Raw genomic sequence first — 22,203 nt, forward strand, 5'->3', positions numbered from 1 at the left:
CCGGCACCCGTTATCGAAAATTGACGGCGCCCGGCATCATCCGCACATCGCCATTACTGCCAGGCCGTCGACATGCCATTGGGTGAATGCCAATGGGTCGAGCATCGCCATGCCTGCCATCACGCAACTCGCCAATGCGAAAGCCACGGCATAGAAACGCACTTCCTTCGCGCAGGCCGTGCCATACACCGCGATCAATGCAAGGATCTGCACGCCCACGGCGAACACGCCAATGCCGAATCCTGAAGCGAGCAGTTCAGCCATTGAATACCGCGTTCCGGTTATGGCCGACCGGCGCTGCCATGGATGTTTGCAAGGACACGGCCTGGAAAGCCTGTTGCAGGTCGGCCTTGATATCGTCCACACGCTCCAGGCCGACGCACAACCTGATCAAACCATCCGAGATACCCGCCTGATGCCGCGCCTGTGCGTCCAGCCGCCCGTGTGTGGTTGTGGCTGGATGCGTGACCATGCTGCGGGTGTCGCCAATGTTGGTGCAGCGCGCCACGCAACGCAGTTGGTCAATCCATTGCCAGGCTGCGGCCTGGCCCCCGACGATCTCGAAAGCCAACAGTCCGCCATGGCCGTCCTGCTGGCGGCATGCCAATGCATGCTGGGGGTGGTGCTCCAGGCCGGTGTAATGCACCGCGGTCACCAGCTCCTGATGGCTAAGCCAGCGGGCCAGCTCGAAGGCGCTCTGCTGTGCCCGCATCATCCTGACTTCGAGGGTTTCCAGGCTTTTGAGCAGCAGCCAGGCGTTGAACGGGCTGCAAGAAATGCCCAAGGTACGCAGAACACCCCGCAACACCTGCATCAGGCTTTGCGACCCCGTCACGACGCCCGCCAATGCGCGCCCCTGGCCATCCATGTACTTGCCAGCGGAGTGGATGACCAGGTCCGCTCCCAGTGTGTGTGGCCGCTGAAAAACCGGGGTCAGCAAGGTGTTGTCCACCACCAGCAACGCCCCTTTTTCATGTGCCAGCAAGCTTACGGCGCGGATATCACCGATTTTCAGCAGCGGATTGGAGGGCGACTCCAACACCACCAGGCGGGTCCTGCCGTCGATTGCCGACTTCCACTGCGCCAGGTCTGTCAAATCGACGAACCGGGCCTCGATCCCGAAGCGGGCCATGTAGTAGCTGAAGGCATTGACGGTAGTGCCGAACACGTCACGGCTGCAGACGATGTTGTCGCCTTGCTGGAGAAAGGCGTGACAAAGCGCGGTGAAAGCGCCCATGCCGGAAGCGAACGCCACTGCACTTTCAGCGTGTTCGAGCGCCGCCACACGGCTTTCAAACGCTTGAACGGTCGGGTTGGTGAAGCGGCTGTATACATTGCCCTGCTGTTGCCCGCTGAAGCGCTCGCAAGCCTCTTTCGCTGAAGCGAAGGTATAGGCGGACGTCATGGCCAACGGCTCGCAGAACACATCGGACAAGTCGCTGACCCGGTGAGCATGCAGTGCCCCAGTTGCATTGAAATCAGTTGCGTTGAAATCATCCAGGCCAATCACGGTCGATTGCATGGTTTTGCGCCTCCTTGTTTGCATTGAACAATGCGCAATTGATTGGTGGACTATTCAGGTTCAGCGAGTTGAGCAGCCAGGGTTTCGCTTGATGGGCGAACCGCTATCAGCCACAACGATGCCAGGGCAGCCACCGCCGTGGCCGTGGCCAGGCCGGCCAAGGTCAGCTGATAGCTTTGATGCCGGTCGAAATCCAGTGCGCCCAGCTGCGTGGCCACCAACGCGCCAAGTTGATGTACCAGGAACAGCATCCCGAACACCTTGCCTTTGATTTCGGCGCCATACAGCGCGAAGCAGAAGGCAGATGTGAGCACCACCGTTCCGAGGTAACTGGCGCCAAACAGCACAGCGAACACGTACGTTCCAAGGGGCCCGGGCGTGGTCAGCAGCACGATGACCGCAGCGGTTCGCAGCAGGTAGAACATCATCAGCAGCAGGCCCTTGTTGTAGCGGGTAGCCAACCAACCCGCGAGCAGGCCGCTGACCAGCTCCAGCACACCTAACAGGCTCAGGCCGCTGGCCTGCACCGAACTGGGCAGCGCCTCACCCTGCCAGAACGACACCAGATGAACATCGATGAACGCCATGGTGGCACCACAACTGGCGAAACTGAGGGCCAGCACGAAGAAGCGCGGGTCACGCAGCAGAAACATCACCGGATGCCTGACCTTCGCAGCCTGCGGGTCGGGCTTCAACGGCACGGTGCGGGATACCCAATACAGCGCCAGGCTCAAAGGCACCAGAAAGATCAGGCCAACCCAGGAGAACACCGACTGCCAGGGCACGCTCTGCTGCAGCATGATCCACAACGGCGACAGCACGATGAAGCCAATGGAGGTGCCGTTGGTGACGAATGCGAAAGCGAAGGCCTTGAACCGTTCAGCGACCAGGCGATCGACCAGAATACCCATGGGTACATAGGTCATCGCAGCGAGGGCAAAGGCGCCGAGCAGGCCATACAACAGTGTGAACACCAGCAGGTGCGTGCCTGCGAATGTCACGCCCAGCAGCACCACCCCGCCGCTGACACTGCCCAGGGCCACCGTGCTCAAGGGCCCAACCCTGTCGCTCAGCCACCCCACCACGGGCGATACCAGGCCAATGGTCAGGACGAACAGCGATCCTGCGGTAGCCAAGGCTGCGCGCCCCTCGCCAAAGTGGGAGGCCAGGTCGACGAAGTAGACTTGGTACAACCCCTTCAAGGCGCTGGACAGAAACATCACCACGAAGCCGACGACCAGCACCGAGACGATCAAGGTAGAGCTGAATTTCTGTTTCATGGCCAATCCTTATCGTGTGGGCATTACACCGCCTCGGCCTGCGGAGCTCGGCAATACGCCTGGTACATGTTTTCGTACATCGCGTAGAACAGCTGGCAGGTGTGGTCTACAGCCTGCAACGCCTCTTCTTGCATCTGCGCCGTGGTGCACAACTGCGAGACAAGGTCCAAGCCTTCATTGACGTGGCCCACGTCTTCCTTCTGGTGCACCGAGAAGAACAGCAAGTCTTGTTCGGCCAGGCCATAGGCACGCCCCAGCAACACATGCCGTGCATCTCCAGCGACGGTCTCGAGGTTTTGCCCTTCGCTGGCGATCATCACTGCTGCCGCACCAATGTGGTAACGCGCCGGGTCACGTACCGCCTGCAGGCGGAAATCGATCAGTTCCCAGGTGGCTGGCAGCGGCTGCTCGGCATCACGCTCGGCATCGCTGATGCCGAGCGCCCTCAGGAAATTCTGCATGAGCACGACATGGTTGTCGGTGCGGGAAAGCCGGCCGGTTTCTTCTTCGAAACAATTGGTGATCAGTGCCCGCTTGTGGGCAGGCAACGGGCAATGAAAGAACAAGTGCTCGACATAGGTCAGGAAGTACTTGGTGAGCTGATAGCCTTGCAACGCGACCTTGCGCAGCAGCGGCCTGTTGCCCTCAGGCGCAAGCAGTTCCTTGAATATCGGGTGGGACAGGGTCAGATGGTGGTGCAGTTTCTGCTCCAGCTGATCGCGAAAGGCTGCAGTAGATAAGGCCATTCAGGGTGTTCCTTGGGTGAGAGAGGCAGGTGCCGTTGACCGCGATGGCCACAGGCAGAGTCGACGAAGGGCAACTCAGTCCAGGTTGAGTCGCAGCGCAAGGCTTTCCACGGGCTGGGCCATGTAATGGCCGCGATGCTTCACGCCATCGACACGTGCGTAGTCGTCCAGCACGCCGTAGGTCTGGAAGCCGAAGGTTTGCCATAACCGGTGTGCACGGGTGCCCTCGCGTACATCCAGGGTCAACAGCTCGATACCTTGGGCCTGGCACAGGCGCACGACTTCGCTGAAAGCCCGTGCCACCAGGCCGGTCCCGCGATAGGCCGGGTGCACCACGCCTTTGCTCAGGTCGGCAATATGCCGGCAGTTCGGCATGCTGCTGCGCGAAACAATGACCAGGCAGGCCGGCCCCGCCATTGCCTGGCCGAGCAAGACATGGGTATTGCCGCCATGGATGCGCTCTTGCAACGAGGCCGTGAATTCGACGCTCTGCCCGGCAGACATCTCATGCTCGTAACCCAGAACACCGCCATCGCCAACCGTGCTGTTGATCAGTTGCATGATGGCCGGCGCGGTATCGCTGTCGGCCTGACGCAACCACTGCAACTGTGGCTCGCCAGGGGCCACCTGCTTTGAAGAGAGGGTGTTCATTGCGTAAATCCCTTGTGCGTACAAGCAGGGATTTAAACGTTTAAGTGCGATGCCGGGTAAGAAGGGAACCGGACAGGAAGCGGAAGGATAGTGACATCCACGACCAAAATGCCATCAGCGCGCGAGGGCCAGGGGGTGACGAGATCGGCCAGGCGCCGTACCGACATATCTACCACCGTCTTTTCGTGCCCCTGCTTCAACCTTGCCGGCTTCATCTCAGCGCAAGGTACCCCCATGCATTCGACTCGCATCAACGTGATGGGCACGCATTACGTTATAGACCACCTCGGCCATGTGCCTCGCCCCGATCGTGAAGCCAACCGCGCCATCCGCCAATGGCTCGCAAAGCAAGGCCATGACCTGGACCCGGACCAGCTCGACGTCGTTACCCTTCACTATTGCCCGGACGGCGCAGGTGGCCATCTGGCCGCAATCAGCCAGCGCACCAGCCTGACTCAGGCACTGCTGGGCAACTGGCAGGGTGAGTCTGCTAGTGACATGTTCGGCAAGCTGCTGCAAGCACCGTGGGCCGGTGCGTTACCCGCAGGCCCGATACGGTTGGTGGGAACCCTCCCGCAACCCGTCTTCAATCACTACGGGGCACCCTTCGAAGTATTCAACGGCCTGTTTCGGCGCACTACCCCGCAACGCTACGACGCTTCCACCCATTTGCCGGTAAGCGCCGAAGCCTTCCAGCAGTTCATCAGCAACCTGGACTTCCAGCAGCCTTTCAAGGCGGCGCTGGATGTGTACTGGCGTGACCATCTGCACAGTCACAGGCTGGCGCTGAAGCTCAACTTCATCGCAGCCTGCAACAGACAGGTCAGCGAGGGCAGCCTCAGCGAGCCTGCACGGCAACTGGTCTGGCAAGCGGCCGGGCTTATGCCACGGCGTAACAGGCTGCGATGCAGTACCTTGAGCATCTACGGCTATGCAGCGACCGACCTGCTGTACCTGAACGACCCCGCCACCGACCTGACGGTGCTGTACGTACCTGGCAACAGCTCACCGTTGCTGACGTTCAGCAGCGAACGAGAATTGAAGGCCTGGGTCGGCGAACAATGCAAAGACCCGACCAAACGCCAGGCCCTGAAACAGCATTTTCGCCTGGCAGATTGCCCGCAAGGCCTCGACTTCAGCGGCCTGGACACTGCCATGGAGGGGCTGGGCGCCTACCCTGAACGGCACCTGCTGCCTCCCGAACACGGCTATTTCAACGACGACGGCACCTGGCCGCCGCAGACCTATGTCAACTATCGACCTACCAGGTACAACCCAAGGATCAAGGGCGACCTTTTCCAGGCATTGGCCGAGCGCCAGCGTCAGCGCAGCTACGACGATGCCGCGTTTCTGATCACGGCTGACAGCGAAGTCATCAAGGCCAAGTGGCGTGGCTACCTGGCCACTACGCTCAACCTGCTGGCGCCACTGTGCCTGGTGGTACCCGGCCTGGGGCCGCTGCTGGCCATCGGTGGCATCGCCCAGCTTGGCCTGGGGCTCGACCAGGCAATCAACGGCAAGTCACTGCAGCAACAGCAAGAAGGTATCGGCAACATCACCTGGGGCCTGTTCAACGCCTTGCCCCTGGCGGCAGGCGCTGCCGCAAGGGGCAAGGCACTGTTCGAATTCAAGGTCGAGGGTTTCGCGCCGCCGACGCGGCTGAATGAACAGATCGGCTACCCTCTGAGCCCACTCTCGCCACCGCGCTTTCCCGAGCCCGAGGGCGCAAGCTACTTCCATATCACCGACCCGATAGAGCCACTGCCTGACTGTGACCAGGCGGTTGCCGACGCAGTCATTCGTACGCCCCAGTACGATGGTGAGCCAGACACCCTGGCAGCGAACATCAAGGGCTACAACGCCAGAATGATCTACGACATGGAGCGGGATGTTTTCATTCGGGCCGAAGACCTGAACCAGGTCGACCCTGTAGGCTTCGTGGCGGTACCCGACAGCCGGAACCTGAGCCCCGCGCCGCAAGGGCGCGTGGTTACCCATGCAATGCGCAACCGCACCCTGCGGGCGCTGGGCGTGGACCTGCCATTGCCGCTACAGGTACCTGCCAGAGCGCCGGGCAGTTGGCCAATACCCAAACGCATCTCCTGCCTCTGGGTCGGTGACCGGGTCATCGGCCCGGAGCTGCTGGCCAATCTGGGCCAGAACGCAGCGCAGTTGCAAGACAGCGAATACAGCATACGGTTGTTCCTTTCCAGCACTGCCCGGCACGCCTATGCCGAAAACCTGGATCTGCTGGCCAGTCATGCTCCGGGCTTGCAAGTTCTGCCGCTGGAGGAGCAGGCCTTCTTCAGGGCTTTTCGACAAAGCAGATACTACGCGCAGTACGACGCTGCCCTGGATGGCAACGGCGGCGTTGCCAGCAACTATGCATCGGCATGCGATGTGCTGCGCTACCCGATGCTGCACCACGAAGGTGGCTTGTACATGGATGTCGATGACACCTTGCTCGCGCCAGGCGAGTACTCATTGATCATCGACGGGCAACCGGTAGGTCCCGCCGGTGAACCCATCGATCAGGTCGAACTGAGCACGGACGCCACAGGGCTGCTGCTGGTACCGCCCATGTCCAATGAAAAGATGAGCATGAACAGCCTCTACAATTCCAGCCTTATCGGCAGCCACCCCGGCAACCCCACCCTGGAGGCCATTTCCGAAGAGATGCTCGCACGCTACCAGCTCAATCGCGACTTCTACGACAGCAAGCCCAGCCTGGCTGAAGACCCGGGGAATTTCTATGAGTATGCCAGGCGCCTGAGCTACCTCACCGGCCCTGCCCTGCTCAGCGACGTGGTCGATCGGCAACTGCCGAGCCTGCGCATCCTGCGCCAGCTCACCAATCTCTATGGGATGCCGCGCATCAATGCCTACCGGTTCGTCGATCTGCCACGCATGCGCGACTCGGTGCGTACGCTCCTGCCCCTCAACCGGTTCGCCACTGTCGGCGGCAACCATTCCTGGAGCCGAACATGAACCCGCGTCAACCTGTGGTCGGCGCAGCCGGCCAAGACTACGTCAAGGCGATGCTGGGTTCCGTGCCTCGCCCTGACCGCAATGCCAGTGCAGCCATCCGCGAATGGGCCAGCCACCAGCGGCTGGATGTGGAACCCGACAACACGCTTGCGGTGACCTTGCATTGCAAATTCGTTCCCAAGCAGGGCTGGCTGGCCAAGGTCGTCCAACAAATGAGCATGACCGAAGCGCTGCTTGGCAACTGGCAGCAAAGCGGCTACTCCAAGGTTGCCGAGCAAACCGCGCAGCTGCTGCTGAGAGGCGGGATGGCCACCGTCGACCTGCTCGGTGTACTGCCAGAGCTGTCCCTGCCACACGGTCGAGCGCCCTGGGCCCAGGCCTTCAGCCATGGTCAGGTGACGATCGTCGATGAATTGCCAGGAAGCGGCCTGGCCCATGACATCGATGTGCACACCGAATTCCATGGCCTTTTCCGCCAGACCGCACCCATGCGCTACGACGCCAGCACTTATGTGCAGTTCGACGCCACGACCTTCCAGTCCTTCATCTGGCAACTCGACTTCCAGGGTGTATTCAAACGCCAGCTCGATGACTTCTGGGCCCATGCCGCCAGCCAGTACAGCGTCAGCGCGTGCATCGCATTCCTCGCTGCCTGCAACCGGCAGGCATTGCGGGGCAACCTCAGTGAACAGGGACGCAGCCTGGCGTGGCGGGCGGCAGGCGTGGAACGCTGGCACCACGGCGCCAGCCTCAGTGCCAACGGGGTAGACGCCAGGCTGCTGAACATCAATGGCTACCCATCAAGCGACATCCTCTGCCTGAGCGATACGCGCAGCCGCCTGACCTTGCTGTACATACCGGGCAATGCGGCGCCGTTGCATGAGTTCGCCAACCCGGGCGCCATGCGTGCGTGGCTTGCCAGGCAGTGCCGCGACGCGGACAAACGGGCGGCCCTGCTTGCCCACTTCAGGGCCTGCGATATTCCGGACAGGATTGGCCGGTCGGGGTTGAGCCGGGTACTTCAGGGCATGGGCGATTTCCCGCCCCGACGGATCATCCTGCCTGCAACCAGCGTGTATCGCCTGGCCAGGGTATGGAACCCGCACACCCTGATCAACTACAAGGCGGACACTTACAGCCCACGCATCGAATACAACCTGTTCGAGGCATTGACGGTGGCACAACGTCAACGCAGCCAATCCGACGCCGACTTCCTGATCACGGGCGACAGTGAAGTGACCAAGGCCGCATGGCGCAGCTATTTCTACCTGACCATGAACCTGGCCACACCGTTTCTGCTGGTGGTTCCCGGACTGCTACCCCTGGCTGCCGTGGCCGGGGTGGCTCAATTTACAGTGGGCCTGGACCAGGCGCTGCACGGCAAGGATGTGAACCAACAGCTCGAAGGCGCGGAGCAGGCCGTGTTCGGCCTGCTGAACGCAGCCCCGGGGCTGGCGCGTGGGCTCAAGGCGAGCAAGGCGCTGTTCGGCCAACGCCCCATTGGCTTCATCAAACCGGTGAGGCTCAATGGCCGCATAGGCTACCCGCTGAGCCCGGTCTCGCCGCCACGCTGGCCCGGGCCTGCGATGACACCCTATTTCCAGGACCTGGCAGTAGCGGGCGACCAGGTAGCCGCCAGCTGGTCCGGCGCCGATTCACACATTGCCCGCTGCGTAACGCGGCGCAGGGCATTCGGCACGGGTGACGAACTGATCGGCGATGTGGGCAATGGCCCGCACCCGCTCTACTACGACGCCCGACGGGACAGCTTCGTGCTCAAGTACCCCAACGGCACACGCGGCGCCCAAAACTATGTGGCCAGTGCCGATCCGCTGCAGCCCTCGATCAGCCGACTGCTGCCCGATACGGACCCGTTGCGGGAAATCAGCCCGGCATCGCGCTCGCGCACACTGCGGGCACTGGGTATCGATCTGCAGCTGCCCGTCGACCTCGATGCACTGGGGACTGCACCAGGCATACCCGTCCCCAGGCAGGTATTTCACATCTGGCTGGGTGACAGGACGATCGCCGGTGATTACCTGGCTGCGCTCGACAACAATGTGCAGGCACTGCGCAACAGCGATTTCACGCTCAAGCTCTACCTCTCCAACGCCAACCCTCAGGCATTCGAACGCAACATGACCCTGCTGCAGCCCCGCATCGACAGGGGATTGAAGGTTGCAGTACTGGAGCAGCAGACTTTCTATCATCAATTCGCGGCAAGTGAATACTTCGGCCAGTACCAGGCTGCGCTGGAAGGGAATGGCGGTGTGGCGAGCAACTTCTCTTCGGCCTCCGACATCTTGCGCTACCGCGTCCTGCATAGCGAAGGGGGCATCTACCTGGATATCGACGACCATTTGCTGGTCGAGCCGGACGCAACCGGGCAGCTGCGGGCAAAGATCGACAGCGTACCGCTCACCACGCCCCTCGACGGGCTGCTGTTGAGGAGCCCGGTGTGCAATGCGCAATTGGGCATGTATACCAGCTACAACACCAGCATGATTGGTAGCCGCGCTGGCAATCCGGTGCTGAACGCCATTTCCGACGAGATCCTGGCCCGCTACCTCACCCCGGAGGGCCAGGCGTTCTACGAGGCCCCCAAACCGCCGCGACAGCATGCGGCGGCATTCCAGTCCTATACCGAAAGGCTCAACACGCTGACCGGGCCTGCGGTGCTCAACCATGTGATCGACCAACGTCTACCTGAGCTGTACACCTTCAGGCAGGTGGCGGACCTGGCCAACATGCACACCCTGAACTACGACGCGCTGCTGGATGAAGCAGCACAACGGCGTGCAGAGCTGCGCTTGCTACCACTGGAAGAGGTCGCAATGGCGGGAAACGCACAGGGCTACTGACTGCCGGGCGAGCTTGCGCGGCCACTGTATAAGAGGCCGCGCAATGCTCATGGCAATCAGTTGCTGCGATGCAGCTTGCTCATCAGCTCTGCCTCGGCCTGGGTCAGGCCGCAGCTTTCGGTCAGCTCGGCCACGCTGGCGCCCATGCCCACCAGCTTGGCCGCCTGGGTGAAGGTGACGTTGTGCGGGTCGCGCTGCTCCAGCTGCTGGATCTTGTCTGGCAGCGGGGCAACCGCCACGCGCAGGTCGTGCAGCGCCTCGCCCATGCGCACGGTACCGTTCTGGTAGTCGTCCAGGCGCTTGGCGAGGTCCTTGATGCGCTGGTCACGCAGGGCATCACCCTCGGCCTGTTGCGCGGCCAGCTCGCGCTGGCGCTTGCTGTAGTTGAGGAAGAACCACAGGCTCAGCGCCCAGACCAGCGCCAGGAAGATGACAGCAACCTGTAGGATCAACTCAGATGTTCTCCAGCTCGGACCACTCTTCCTCGGTCATCATCTTGTCCAGCTCGACCAGGATCAGCAGTTCGCCATTCTTGTTGCACACGCCCTGGATGAACTTGGCCGATTCTTCGTTACCCACGTTCGGCGCGGTCTCGATCTCGGACTGGCGCAGGTAGACCACCTCGGCCACGCTGTCGACCAGGATACCGACCACTTGCTTGTCGGCCTCGATGATGACGATACGGGTGTTGTCGGTGACTTCGGTCGGCATCAGGCCAAAGCGCTGGCGGGTGTCGATCACGGTCACCACGTTGCCGCGCAGGTTGATGATGCCCAGCACGTAGCTTGGCGCGCCCGGCACCGGGGCGATCTCGGTGTAGCGCAACACTTCCTGCACCTGCATCACGTTGATGCCGTAGGACTCATTGTCCAGACGGAAGGTAACCCACTGCAGGATCGGATCTTCGGAACCTTGTGCAGACGACTTTTTCATTCCCCTACCCTCAAAATCCGCCATCGGCGGTGTATTCGGTGTCATTTCTGTTTGGCATGCATCTGCTTGACCGCACCACTGGCGATCAGCTCGGCCAGTGCGGCGACGTCGAGCAGTGCACACATGTGTTCAATCACCGTGCCGGCCAGCCACGGGCGCTGGCCACGCTGGCTGCGCCACTTGATCTCGGACGGGTCCAGGCGCAGCGAGCGGCTGACCTGGTGCACGGCCAGCCCCCATTCGTAGCCCTGCACGGAAATCACGTATTGCAGGCCCTGGCGAAAATCATCGCGGTAGCGGTCGGGCATCACCCAACGCGCGGTATCCAGCACCTTCAGGTTGCCGGCCTGGCAGGTCAGGATGCCGAGGAACCAGTCGGGCTGGCCGAACAGCGGTGTCAGTTCCTGGCCGGCCAGGGTGTAGATCGAGCCCAGGCACACCAGCGGCACCGCCAGGGTCAGGCCCGCCACGTCGAACAGCAGGCATTCGAACGGCTCGGCGGCCCAGGCCGGGCGGCCATCGACCGTGGCCGGGGGCACGGGCACCTGCGGCGCCGGCAGGTGCACATCCACCAGCGGCACTGCCGGTTCCACGGTTTGCTCTTCGACCAGCACCGGGATGCTGGCCTCGGCCACCACTTCGCGCTCGACCACCGTCACCACCGGAGCTTCCACCGGCATCACGCGAGGCAGCACCGCCAGCCTGGGCTCGGCGAACGGCCGTGGTGCGGGGCTGACGGTCGCTTCGGCTGACGCCGGCCTGGCTTGCTGCAAGGCATCACGCGCCTGCTCTTCGCGCACCGCTTCGGCGAACTCGTCCGCCGCCGCTGGCGCCTCGAACAGGTCTTCGGCTTCGGTGGCCTCCTGCAGCAGGCCGTCGAGGTATGACTGCAGGGCCATCTGTGGCCGGGTATTGGTTTGCCGGGTCTGGGTCATCAGGCCACCTGCGCTGCAGTCTTGTAGGTCAGCAGGTGCTTGAGCAGCGCCCGATAGGCAATCAGCCCGCGGCTCTTGCTGTCGAATTGCGAGGGCGTGACGCCCTTGCGGCTGGCATCGCGCAGGCGCGTATCCACCGGGATGTAGCCCTGCCATACATGCTGGTCGTAGGTGTCACGCAGCAGCTTGAGCGTGGCCAGTGAGGCCTGGGTGCGGCGGTCGAACAAGGTCGGCACGATCTGGTACGGCAGCGCCTGCTTGCGCGAGCGGTTGACCATGGCCAGGGTACCGACCATGCGCTCCAGGCCCTTGACCGCGAGAAATTCGGTTTGCACCGGGATCACCAGTTGCTGGCTGGCTGCCAGGGCATTGACCATCAGCACACCGAGCAAGGGTGGGCTGTCGATCAGGGCAAAGTCGAAATCCTGCCACAGCTGCGCCAGACTCTTGGCGATCACCAGGCCCAGGCCGTTCTGCCCCGGTGACTGGCGCTCCAGCACCGCCAGCGCGGTACTCGACGGCAACAGCGAGATGCGTTCGTCACTGGTGGGCAGCAGCAGTTGCCCGGGCAGGCCCTCGGGCACCGCGCCCTTGTGCAGGAACAGGTCGTAGCAGCTGTGCTCCAGGGCATCGGGGTTGTGCCCGAAATAGCTGGTCATCGAGCCGTGCGGGTCGAGGTCGACAACGACCACGCGCTTGCCGGCCTCGGCCAGCAGGCCGGCCAGGGCGATGGTAGTGGTGGTCTTGCCGACGCCACCTTTTTGATTGGCTACTGCCCAGACTCTCATCAAGCAAACTCTATCTATTGATTTGGCAGGGACACTGCTGGGGCAACTGTCTTGCTCAACATCGGAAAGCTGGCGCGATTTCTGTGGGAGCGGGTTTACCCGCGAACACCGGCGCAGCCGGTGCCATGCACCGTGTCACCTTCTTCGCGGGTGAACCCGCTCCCACACAAGACCGCGCTACATTCAACTACTTGGCAACGTCGGGGAATTGACGGATCACTGCCCCGCCACCGTTGCTGGCGTAGCCGGTGCACTTTGTGTGCCAGCCCGGCGCAATGCGGCATCCGGCGTGGCATTGGCACTGCCCGAGCCCGTCAGGCTGCGGCGCACTTCGAGGTTGCGCGAAATCACCAGCACCACGCGGCGGTTGCGCGCACGGCCTTCGGCAGTGTCGTTGCTGGCCACCGGCTGGTACTCGCCATAGCCGACCGAGGCCATGCGTGCCGGGTTGACCCCTTCCATGGCCAGCAGGCGCACGATGCTTGCCGCCCGCGCCGATGACAGCTCCCAGTTGGTCGGGTACTGCGCGGTGCGGATCGGCAGGTTGTCGGTAAAGCCTTCGACGTGCACCGGGTTGGCGAACGGCTTGAGAATGCCGGCCACCTTCTCGATGATGGCAAATGCCTTGTCGCTGGGCATGGCATCGCCACTGCCGAACAGCAACGAGGAATTGAGCTCGATCTCGATCCACAGCTCATTGCCGCGCACCGTCATCTGGTCGCTATTGATCAGGTCGCCAAAGGCATCGCGCACATCATCGCTGATGGTTTTCAGCGGGTCGACACTGGTCGCCCCAAGGCCTGCATCGGTCTGCTCGCTGTCCTTCACCAACGGCTCGGCCGGGCGCACGCTCAGCGGCCGCTCTTCACCGATGGGGATCGGCTTCATGCTGCGCTCGGGGTCGTTGAACACCCCGAGCAAGGCCTGGGAAATGACCTTGTACTTGCCCTCGTTGATCGAGGAAATCGAGTACATCACCACGAAAAAGGCGAACAGCAAGGTGATGAAGTCGGCGTACGACACCAGCCAGCGTTCGTGGTTTTCGTGTTCCTCGGTATGACGACGGCGACGCATGGGTTACTCCATGAAGCCTTGCAGCTTCAGCTCGATCGAGCGCGGGTTCTCACCCTCGGCAATCGACAGCAGGCCCTCGAGCAGCATCTCGCGGTAGCGCGACTGGCGCATGACGATGGCCTTGAGCTTGTTGGCGATCGGCAGCAGTACCAGGTTGGCGCTGGCCACGCCGTAGATGGTCGCGACGAAGGCCACGGCAATGCCGTTGCCCAACTGCGACGGGTCGGCCAGGTTGCCCATCACGTGGATCAGGCCCATCACCGCACCGATGATGCCGATGGTCGGCGCGTAGCCACCCATGCTTTCGAACACCTTGGCGGCCTGGATATCACGGCTTTCCTGGGTCAGGAAATCGACTTCGAGGATGCTGCGGATGGCCTCTGGCTCTGCGCCATCCACCAGCAGTTGCAGGCCCTTGCGCGCATACGGGTCAGGCTCGCTGTCGGCCACTCCTTCCAGGCCCAGCAGGCCTTCCTTGCGCGCGGTCAGGCTCCAGTTGACGACGCGGTCGATCCCGCCCGCCAGGTCGACCCGTGGCGGAAACAGGATCCAGCGCAGAATCTGCAAGGCACGCTTGAACGACGACAGTGGCGACTGCAGCAAGGCCGCCGCCAGGGTGCCGCCCAGCACGATCAGTGCCGCCGGGCCATTGATCAGGGCGCCGACATGGCCGCCTTCGAGGAAGTTGCCACCGACGATGGCGACAAAGGCGAGGATCAGGCCGATCAGGCTGAGCACGTCCATCAGACGCACGCCTCCACCAGGTGCTTGCCGATTTCGTCCAGGCTGTACACCGCGTCGGCCAGGTTGGCCTTGACGATGGCCATGGGCATGCCATAGATCACGCAGCTGGCTTCATCCTGGGCCCACACCGTACTGCCGCCCTGCTTGAGCAGGCGCGCACCTTCACGGCCATCGGCGCCCATGCCGGTAAGCACCACCGACAGCACCTTGTCACCATACGACTTGGCCGCCGAGCCGAAGGTGATGTCCACGCACGGCTTGTAGTTCAGGCGCTCGTCACCGGGCAGGATCTTCACCGTGCCACGGCCGTCGATCATCATCTGTTTGCCACCCGGGGCCAGCAGGGCCAGGCCCGGGCGCAGCATGTCGCCGTCTTCGGCTTCCTTGACGTTGATGCGGCACAGCTTGTCCAGGCGTTCGGCAAAGGCCTTGGTGAACGCCGCCGGCATGTGCTGGATCAACACGATCGGCGCCGGGAAGTTGGCCGGCAACTGGGTCAGCACCCGCTGCAGGGCGACCGGGCCACCCGTGGAGGTGCCGATGGCCACCAGCTTGTAAGGCTTGCGCTTGGGTGCCGGCGAGTGTGCTGGCGCCGCAGCCGGGGCCGCCGCACGGGCAGGCGCAGGCGTGCGCGCCGCTGCCGGGCTGGCGAAACTGCTGGTGGGTGCGTGGCTGCTGCCTGCCGGCGCAGGTGCGGCAACCGGCGCATGGCTGGCGTAGCTGCCAAAACGGCGGTTGCTGCGGGAAATGGTATGCACCTTCTCGCACAGCAGTTGCTTGACCTTGTCGGGGTTGCGCGAGATGTCCTCGAAGTTCTTCGGCAGGTAATCCACCGCACCGGCATCCAGCGCATCGAGGGTGACACGGGCGCCTTCATGGGTCAGCGACGAGAACATCAACACCGGCGTCGGGCAGCGCTGCATGATGTGCCGCACCGCGGTGATGCCGTCCATCATGGGCATTTCGTAGTCCATGGTGATGACATCGGGCTTCAGCGCCAGCGCCTGGTCGATTGCTTCCTTGCCATTGGTCGCGGTACCCACTACCTGGATCGTCGGATCCGCCGAGAGGATTTCCGAGACGCGGCGGCGGAAGAAACCGGAATCATCCACCACCAGGACCTTGACTGCCATAAACACTCCATTAGGCGGCGCAACCCGCCAGGGTGCGCCACCGAAATCAAATACGCCGCGCGGCGTAACGCTTGAGCATGCTCGGGACGTCGAGAATCAACGCGATGCGACCGTCGCCGGTGATGGTGGCCCCGGACATGCCCGGGGTGCCCTGCAGCATCTTGCCCAGCGGCTTGATTACCACTTCTTCCTGGCCAACCAGTTGATCGACGACAAAGCCGATGCGCTGGGTGCCGACCGACAGGATCACCACGTGGCCCTCGTGCTGCTCTTCGTGCACCTGGCCCTGGACCAGCCAGCGCTTGAGGTAGAACAGCGGCAGCGCCTTGTCGCGCACGATCACCACCTCCTGGCCGTCGACCACGTTGGTGCGCGACAGGTCGAGGTGGAAGATCTCGTTGACGTTGACCAGCGGGAAGGCGAACGCCTGGTTGCCCAGCATCACCATCAGGGTGGGCATGATCGCCAGGGTCAGCGGCACCTTGATGACGATCTTCGAGCCCTGGCCCTTGGCCGAGAAGATGTTGATCGAGCCGTTGAGCTGGGAGATCTTGGTCTTGACCACGTCCATGCCCACACCGCGGCCGGACACGTCGGAAATCTCGGTCTTGGTCGAGAAGCCCGGGGCGAAGATCAGGTTGTAGCAGTCCGACTCGCTCAGGCGATCGGCGGCATCCTTGTCCATCAGGCCCTTTTCCACGGCCTTGGCGCGCAGGATGTTGGGGTCCATGCCCTTGCCGTCGTCAGAGATCGACAGCAGGATGTGGTCGCCTTCCTGCTCGGCCGACAGCACCACGCGGCCGGTGCGCGCCTTGCCGGAGGCTTCACGCTCTTCGGGCATTTCCACGCCATGGTCGACGGCGTTGCGCACCAGGTGCACCAACGGGTCGGCCAGGGCCTCGACCAGGTTCTTGTCGAGATCGGTCTCTTCGCCGACCAGCTCCAGGTTGATCTCTTTCTTGAGCTGGCGGGCCAGGTCGCGCACCAGGCGCGGGAAGCGGCCGAAGACTTTCTTGATCGGCTGCATGCGGGTTTTCATCACCGCGGTCTGCAGGTCGGCGGTGACCACGTCGAGGTTGGACACGGCCTTGGACATGGCCTCGTCGCCGCTGTTCAGGCCCAGGCGCACCAGGCGGTTACGCACCAGCACCAGTTCGCCGACCATGTTCATGATCTCGTCCAGGCGCGCGGTATCGACCCGCACGGTGGTTTCCGCTTCGCTGCCATGCTTCTCGGCAGCCGGCGCCGGGGCGCGGGGTGCTGCGGCAGGTTTGCTGGCAGGTGCCGGTGCCGGCGCAGCAACTGCGGCTGGCTTGGCCACGGGCTGGCTGTCGGCCTTGGCCGCGACCGGCGCTTGCACCTTGGCCGCAGCCGGGGCTTCGACGGCGGCAACGTCGCCACCGAACTTGCCCTTGCCGTGCAACTGGTCCAGCAGCGCCTCGAACTCGTGCTCGCTGATTTCGTCGCTGGCTGCGCTGGTGTCGGTTGCGGCAGGCGTCTGCGCCTTGGCAGCGGGCAAGGCATCGGCCTGGAAGGTGCCCTTGCCATGCAACTGGTCCAGCAGCGATTCGAACTCGGCGTCGGTAATTTCGTCGCTGGCCGCTTCCGGCACGCTGGCAACCGGCTGCGCGGCAACCTCGGCGCTGAACTGGCCTTTGCCGTGCAACTGGTCGAGCAGCGACTCGAACTCGGCGTCGCTGATTTCGTCACCCTCACCGCTGACGGTCTCGCCCTGCATCTGCTCGTCGGCCGCAGCTTGTGCCTTGACCGCATCGAGCGAATCGAGCAGCTGCTCGAACTCGCTGTCGGTGATGTCCTGCTCCTCGGCAGGCGCTTCGGCAACCGGTGCCGCAGCGGCAGGCACTTCAACGGCTTCGGCGCCACCCGGCTCGGCCAGGCGCGACAGCGCCGCCAGCAACTCGGGGGTGGCCGCGGTCACTTCGGTGCGCTCGCGCACCTGGCCAAACATGCTGTTGACCGTGTCCAGTGCCTCGAGCACCACATCCATCAGTTCCGCGTCGACCCGGCGCTCACCTTTGCGCAGGACGTCGAACACGTTCTCGGCGATATGGCAGCACTCCACCAGCTCGTTCAGCTGAAGGAAGCCGGCGCCCCCTTTTACAGTGTGGAAACCGCGAAAGATCGCATTGAGCAGGTCGGCATCGTCGGGCCGGCTTTCCAGCTCGACCAGTTGCTCGGACAGTTGCTCAAGAATTTCGCCGGCTTCTACCAGGAAATCCTGGAGGATTTCTTCATCGGCGCCGAAGCTCATCAAACGTGCTCCTTAAAAACCCAGGCTGGACAGCAAATCATCGACATCGTCCTGACCGGACACGACGTCTTCACGCTTATCGGCATGAATCTGCGGACCTTCACCCCGAGTCGGATGTTTTTCTCGATCTTTTTCTGCGCGCAGTTGATCGTGGTCATGCTGGATGCCCGCAAAGCGGTCGACCTGGCTGGCCATCAGCACCAGTTTGAGCAGGTTGCTTTCCACCTCGGTGACCAACGTGGTGACGCGCTTGATCACCTGGCCGGTCAGGTCCTGATAGTCCTGGGCCAGCAGAATGTCGTTGAGGTGGCCGGCGACCTTGCGGTTACCTTCGGCGCTGTGCGTCAGGAAACTGTCGACGCGCTTGACCAGCTCACGGAACTCCGGCGCAGCCACTTCGCGGCGCATGAAACGCTGCCAGTCGGTGCTCAGGGCCTGGGCCTCGCTGGCCAGGTCGTTGAGCACCGGGGTACTTTCCTCGACCAGGTCCATGGTGCGGTTGGCCGCGCCCTCGGTGAGCCTGACCACGTACGACAGGCGCTCGGTGGCGTCGGTTATCTGCGACACCTCCTCGGCCTGCGGCATGGTCGGGTCGATCTGGAAACTGACGATGGCACTGTGCAGCTCGCGGGTCAGCTTGCCGACTTCCTGGTACAGGCCGCGGTCGCGGGTCTGGTTCAGCTCGTGAATCAGCTGCACCGCCTCGCCGAAACGGCCCCGCTCCAGGCTTTCGACCAGCTCCTGGGCATGCTTCTTCAGGGTCGATTCGAATTCGCCCAAAGACGTTTGTGATGAATCCATGGCGCGCCCCCTGACGTGACTCAGCCGTTGACGCGTTCGAAGATCTTCTCGATCTTTTCTTTGAGCACCTGGGCGGTGAACGGCTTGACCACGTAGCCATTGACGCCGGCCTGGGCCGCTTCGATGATCTGGTCGCGCTTGGCTTCGGCGGTCACCATCAGCACCGGCATGGTTTTCAGGCGATCGTGGGCACGCACCTTGCGCAGCAGGTCGATGCCGGACATGCCAGGCATGTTCCAGTCGGTCACCAGGAAGTCGTAGTGGCCGTTCTCCAGCATCGGCAGCGCCGTGGTGCCGTCGTCGGCTTCTTCGGTGTTGGTGAAGCCCAGGTCACGCAACAGGTTCTTGATGATCCGCCGCATCGTCGAAAAGTCGTCAACGATGAGGATTTTCATGTCTTTGTTCAAGTAGACCTCCAAGCAGTCTCAAACGCGCTCGGCCCCGAGCGCGCATTCACAATTCGGTACAACGTAGAAAACGACTGCAACGACAGCGGGCTCAACGCGCCCGCCATTCCCCCAGGCGGCTGCGCAGGCGCGCGGCACACTGGCTGTGCAACTGGCTGACCCGCGACTCGCTGACCCCCAGCACCTCACCGATTTCCTTGAGGTTCAGCTCTTCGTCGTAGTACAGCGCCAGCACCAGGCGCTCACGCTCCGGCAGGTTGGCGATGGCCTCGGTCAGGGCGACCTGGAAGCGCTCGTCCTCCAGGCCACGCGCAGGTTCTACCTGGCCACTGGCGCCATCCTCATGCAGCCCTTCGTGCTCGCCGTCCTGCAACAGGTCGTCGAAGCTGAACAGGCGGCTACCCAGGGTATCGTTCAAGATCCCGTAGTAATCATCGAGACTCAATTGGAGTTCGGCAGCAACTTCATGATCTTTAGCGTCACGACCGGTTCTGGCTTCAACCGCACGCATCGCGTCGCTGACCATGCGGGTGTTGCGGTGCACCGAACGCGGTGCCCAGTCACCCTTGCGCACTTCGTCCAGCATGGCCCCGCGAATGCGGATGCCGGCGTAGGTTTCAAAGCTGGCGCCCTTGCTGGCGTCGTACTTGTTGGCCACTTCCAGCAGGCCGATCATGCCGGCCTGAATCAGGTCCTCGACCTGCACGTTGGCCGGCAGCCGCGCCAGCAGGTGGTAGGCGATGCGCTTGACCAGCGGGGCGTAGCGCTCGATCAGCTCGTACTGCGCGTCTTTCGACGCCCGGCTGTACATCTTGAAGCCGCTGGCGTTCATAGCACAGGTCCCGCGCTGGTGGGCTGCACCAGACGCTCGACAAAGAACTCCAGATGGCCGCGCGGGTTGGCCGGCAGCGGCCAGCTGTCGACCTTCTGGGCAATCGCCTTGAAGGCCAGCGCGCATTTGGAGCGTGGGAAGGCTTCGTACACGGCACGCTGCTTCTGCACCGCCTTGCGCACGCACTCGTCATAGGGCACGGCGCCCACGTACTGCAGGGCAACGTCAAGGAAGCGGTCGGTGACCTTGGTCAGCTTGGCGAACAGGTTGCGGCCTTCCTGCGGGCTCTGCGCCATGTTGGCCAGCACCCGGAAACGGTTCATGCCGTAGTCGCGGTTGAGCAGCTTGATCAGGGCGTAGGCATCGGTGATCGAGGTGGGTTCGTCGCATACCACCAGTAGCACTTCCTGGGCGGCGCGGACGAAGCTGACCACCGAATCACCGATACCGGCCGCAGTGTCGATCACCAGCACGTCAAGGTTGTCGCCGATTTCGCTGAACGCCTGGATCAGCCCGGCATGCTGGGCCGGGGCCAGGTGCACCATGCTCTGCGTGCCCGAGGCTGCCGGCACGATGCGCACACCACCTGGGCCCTGCAACATCACGTCGCGCAGCTCGCAGCGCCCTTCGATGACATCGGCCAGGGTCCGCTTGGGGGTAAGGCCCAGCAGCACGTCGACATTGGCCAGGCCCAGGTCAGCGTCGAGCAGCATGACCCTGCGGCCAAGCTCGGCCAGCGCCAGGGACAGGTTCACTGAAACGTTAGTCTTGCCGACGCCACCTTTGCCACCGGTCACGGCGATCACCTGTACGGGATGCATGCTACCCATGTCTGTTCTTTACCTTGTCTCGCTGGGACTCAGGCCACACGTAGGGCAATTCTGCGTACCCTTTGGCATAGCTACCTTGCACACACTTCATCATCAACCCGCTCGCCGTGGGTTGTGATAGAGATCAGCGAACATGTCGGCCATGGCCTCTTCGCTGGGCTCGTCCTGCTGCTGCACATTGACCGCGCGGGTGACCAACTGGTGCCCCCGAGGCAGGTGCAGGTCGTCAGGAATGCGCGGCCCATCGGTCAGGTAGGCCACTGGCAGTTCATGACTGATGGCAAGGCTCAGCACATCGCCAAGGCTCGCCGTTTCATCGAGTTTGGTCAGGATGCAACCGGCCAGGCCGCAGCGCTTGTAGCTGTGGTAGGCGGCGGTCAGCACCTGCTTCTGGCTGGTGGTGGCCAGCACCAGGTAGTTCTTCGCGGCAATGCCACGCCCGGCCAGGGTTTCCAGTTGCATGCGCAGGGCCGGGTCGCTGGCCTGCAGGCCGGCGGTATCGATCAGCACCACGCGCTTGCGCAACAGCGGCTCCAGCGCCGCGGCCAGCGACTGGCCCGGGTCGACGTAGGTCACCGGCACGTTGAGGATGCGGCCCAGGGTCTTGAGCTGCTCCTGGGCGCCGATGCGGAAGCTGTCCATGCTCACTAGCGCCAGGTTCTGCGCGCCGTACTTGAGCACGTAGCGGGCGGCCAGCTTGGCCAGGGTGGTGGTCTTGCCCATGCCGGCCGGGCCGACCATGGCGATCACCCCGCCCTCTTCGATCGGCTCGACCTCGGGGATTTCGATCATCCGCGCCAGATGCGCCAGCAACATGCGCCAGGCCTGGCGTGGCTCGTCGATCTCGGCAGTCAGGTCCAGCAGCTCACGGGCGATCGGCCCGGACAGGCCGATGCGCTGCAGCCGACGCCAGACGGTGGCCTGCTGCGGCTTGCTGCCCTGCAGCTGGTTCCAGGCCAGCGAGCCGAGCTGCACTTCCAGCAGCTCGCGCAGGCCCGACAGCTCGGAGCGCATGGCATCGAACAGGCGCGGGTCGACCGGCGCCGACGCAGGCGCTGCAGCAGCCTCGGGAACATCGACGTGCGGTTCGATCAACGGCTCGGCGGCGGTCAGCGACTGCCCGGCGAACAATTGGCGGTTGTTGTCGCTGCTGTCCGGGCGGTGGTCCAGCTCGGCCTGGGCAGTGGCGATGCGCGTATGGGTCTTGCGCAGCTCTTCTTCCAGCTCGGCGTTGGGCACACGCGGGGCCAGGGCGGACAGCTTGTAGTCCAGCGCGGCCGTCAGCTCGACACCGCCGGCGATGCGACGGTTGCCGATGATGGCGGCATCGGCGCCCAGCTCATCACGGACCAGCTTCATGGCCTGACGCATATCGGCGGCGAAAAATCGCTTAACTTGCATTATCC

At 63.1% G+C, this 22,203-nt stretch carries 20 protein-coding genes; 2 read left to right on the forward strand and 18 right to left on the reverse strand.

Annotated elements, in window-relative coordinates:
- Positions 1-36 precede the first annotated feature (36 nt).
- The 5 genes from ABIB24_RS22805 to ABIB24_RS22825 form a co-directional block, all read right to left on the reverse strand.
- Positions 37-264: a hypothetical protein gene (locus ABIB24_RS22805; RefSeq protein WP_085588993.1), complete on the reverse strand. Its 228-nt coding sequence runs from the start codon at positions 262-264 to the stop codon at positions 37-39.
- A complete protein-coding gene (locus tag ABIB24_RS22810; RefSeq protein ID WP_274078400.1) occupies positions 257-1,510 on the reverse strand; it encodes an aminotransferase class I/II-fold pyridoxal phosphate-dependent enzyme in 1,254 nt (417 codons plus the stop codon). Before ABIB24_RS22810 ends, ABIB24_RS22805 begins: the two co-directional genes overlap by 8 nt.
- 62 nt (positions 1,511-1,572) lie before the next feature.
- Positions 1,573-2,802, reverse strand: coding sequence for an MFS transporter (locus tag ABIB24_RS22815; RefSeq protein ID WP_024087451.1), 1,230 nt, complete (start codon positions 2,800-2,802; stop codon positions 1,573-1,575).
- A 23-nt stretch (positions 2,803-2,825) separates the two neighbouring features.
- On the reverse strand, positions 2,826-3,548 hold the full coding sequence (locus ABIB24_RS22820; protein WP_075045910.1) for an iron-containing redox enzyme family protein: 723 nt from the start codon (positions 3,546-3,548) through the stop codon (positions 2,826-2,828).
- A 75-nt stretch (positions 3,549-3,623) separates the two neighbouring features.
- Positions 3,624-4,199: a GNAT family N-acetyltransferase gene (locus ABIB24_RS22825; protein WP_013973573.1), complete on the reverse strand. Its 576-nt coding sequence runs from the start codon at positions 4,197-4,199 to the stop codon at positions 3,624-3,626.
- A 234-nt stretch (positions 4,200-4,433) separates the two neighbouring features.
- On the opposite strand from ABIB24_RS22825, the gene ABIB24_RS22830 reads away from it, so the two are divergent.
- On the forward strand, positions 4,434-7,187 hold the full coding sequence (locus ABIB24_RS22830; RefSeq protein WP_354317278.1) for a dermonecrotic toxin domain-containing protein: 2,754 nt from the start codon (positions 4,434-4,436) through the stop codon (positions 7,185-7,187).
- Complete coding sequence (locus ABIB24_RS22835; RefSeq protein WP_354317279.1) at positions 7,184-10,048, forward strand: dermonecrotic toxin domain-containing protein; 2,865 nt, start codon at positions 7,184-7,186, stop codon at positions 10,046-10,048. Before ABIB24_RS22830 ends, ABIB24_RS22835 begins: the two co-directional genes overlap by 4 nt.
- A 56-nt stretch (positions 10,049-10,104) precedes the next feature.
- On the opposite strand, the gene ABIB24_RS22840 is transcribed toward ABIB24_RS22835, so the two are convergent.
- The 13 genes from ABIB24_RS22840 to flhF form a co-directional block, all read right to left on the reverse strand.
- Positions 10,105-10,500: a DUF2802 domain-containing protein gene (locus ABIB24_RS22840; RefSeq protein WP_025340064.1), complete on the reverse strand. Its 396-nt coding sequence runs from the start codon at positions 10,498-10,500 to the stop codon at positions 10,105-10,107.
- 1 nt (position 10,501) lies between these two features.
- Complete coding sequence (locus ABIB24_RS22845; protein ID WP_003254393.1) at positions 10,502-10,981, reverse strand: chemotaxis protein CheW; 480 nt, start codon at positions 10,979-10,981, stop codon at positions 10,502-10,504.
- 41 nt (positions 10,982-11,022) lie between these two features.
- Complete coding sequence (locus ABIB24_RS22850; protein ID WP_025340065.1) at positions 11,023-11,916, reverse strand: CheW domain-containing protein; 894 nt, start codon at positions 11,914-11,916, stop codon at positions 11,023-11,025.
- A complete protein-coding gene (locus ABIB24_RS22855; RefSeq protein ID WP_025340066.1) occupies positions 11,916-12,704 on the reverse strand; it encodes a ParA family protein in 789 nt (262 codons plus the stop codon). Before ABIB24_RS22855 ends, ABIB24_RS22850 begins: the two co-directional genes overlap by 1 nt.
- Before the next feature lie 216 nt (positions 12,705-12,920).
- Positions 12,921-13,778, reverse strand: coding sequence for a flagellar motor protein MotD (gene motD / locus ABIB24_RS22860; RefSeq protein WP_075045915.1), 858 nt, complete (start codon positions 13,776-13,778; stop codon positions 12,921-12,923).
- Between the two features lie 3 nt (positions 13,779-13,781).
- Positions 13,782-14,522, reverse strand: coding sequence for a flagellar motor protein (locus ABIB24_RS22865; protein WP_085614522.1), 741 nt, complete (start codon positions 14,520-14,522; stop codon positions 13,782-13,784).
- Entirely contained in the window at positions 14,522-15,655 is a 1,134-nt protein-coding gene (locus ABIB24_RS22870) for a protein-glutamate methylesterase/protein-glutamine glutaminase (RefSeq protein ID WP_137164523.1), read from the reverse strand. The genes ABIB24_RS22865 and ABIB24_RS22870 overlap by 1 nt, the downstream gene beginning before the upstream one ends.
- A 46-nt stretch (positions 15,656-15,701) precedes the next feature.
- The gene (locus ABIB24_RS22875; protein WP_274120213.1) at positions 15,702-17,927 is read right to left on the reverse strand and encodes a chemotaxis protein CheA; all 2,226 of its coding nucleotides are present in this window, start codon (positions 17,925-17,927) and stop codon (positions 15,702-15,704) included.
- Between the two features lie 12 nt (positions 17,928-17,939).
- Positions 17,940-18,728, reverse strand: a complete 789-nt coding sequence (locus ABIB24_RS22880; protein WP_025340071.1) for a protein phosphatase CheZ — start codon at positions 18,726-18,728, stop codon at positions 17,940-17,942.
- Positions 18,729-18,748: 20 nt separating this feature from the next.
- On the reverse strand, positions 18,749-19,123 hold the full coding sequence (locus ABIB24_RS22885; RefSeq protein WP_161551427.1) for a chemotaxis response regulator CheY: 375 nt from the start codon (positions 19,121-19,123) through the stop codon (positions 18,749-18,751).
- Between the two features lie 103 nt (positions 19,124-19,226).
- Positions 19,227-19,967: an RNA polymerase sigma factor FliA gene (fliA, locus tag ABIB24_RS22890; protein ID WP_013973585.1), complete on the reverse strand. Its 741-nt coding sequence runs from the start codon at positions 19,965-19,967 to the stop codon at positions 19,227-19,229.
- Entirely contained in the window at positions 19,964-20,797 is an 834-nt protein-coding gene (fleN, locus tag ABIB24_RS22895; RefSeq protein WP_003254408.1) for a flagellar synthesis regulator FleN, read from the reverse strand. The genes fliA and fleN overlap by 4 nt, the downstream gene beginning before the upstream one ends.
- Before the next feature lie 93 nt (positions 20,798-20,890).
- Positions 20,891-22,198 (reverse strand): flagellar biosynthesis GTPase FlhF, encoded by a 1,308-nt coding sequence (gene flhF, locus ABIB24_RS22900; protein WP_274078403.1) that lies wholly within the window; start codon positions 22,196-22,198, stop codon positions 20,891-20,893.
- Positions 22,199-22,203: the final 5 nt, after the last annotated feature.

The organism is Pseudomonas sp. UYEF17, assembly GCF_040546125.1.
GTDB lineage: Bacteria > Pseudomonadota > Gammaproteobacteria > Pseudomonadales > Pseudomonadaceae > Aquipseudomonas > Aquipseudomonas putida_Z.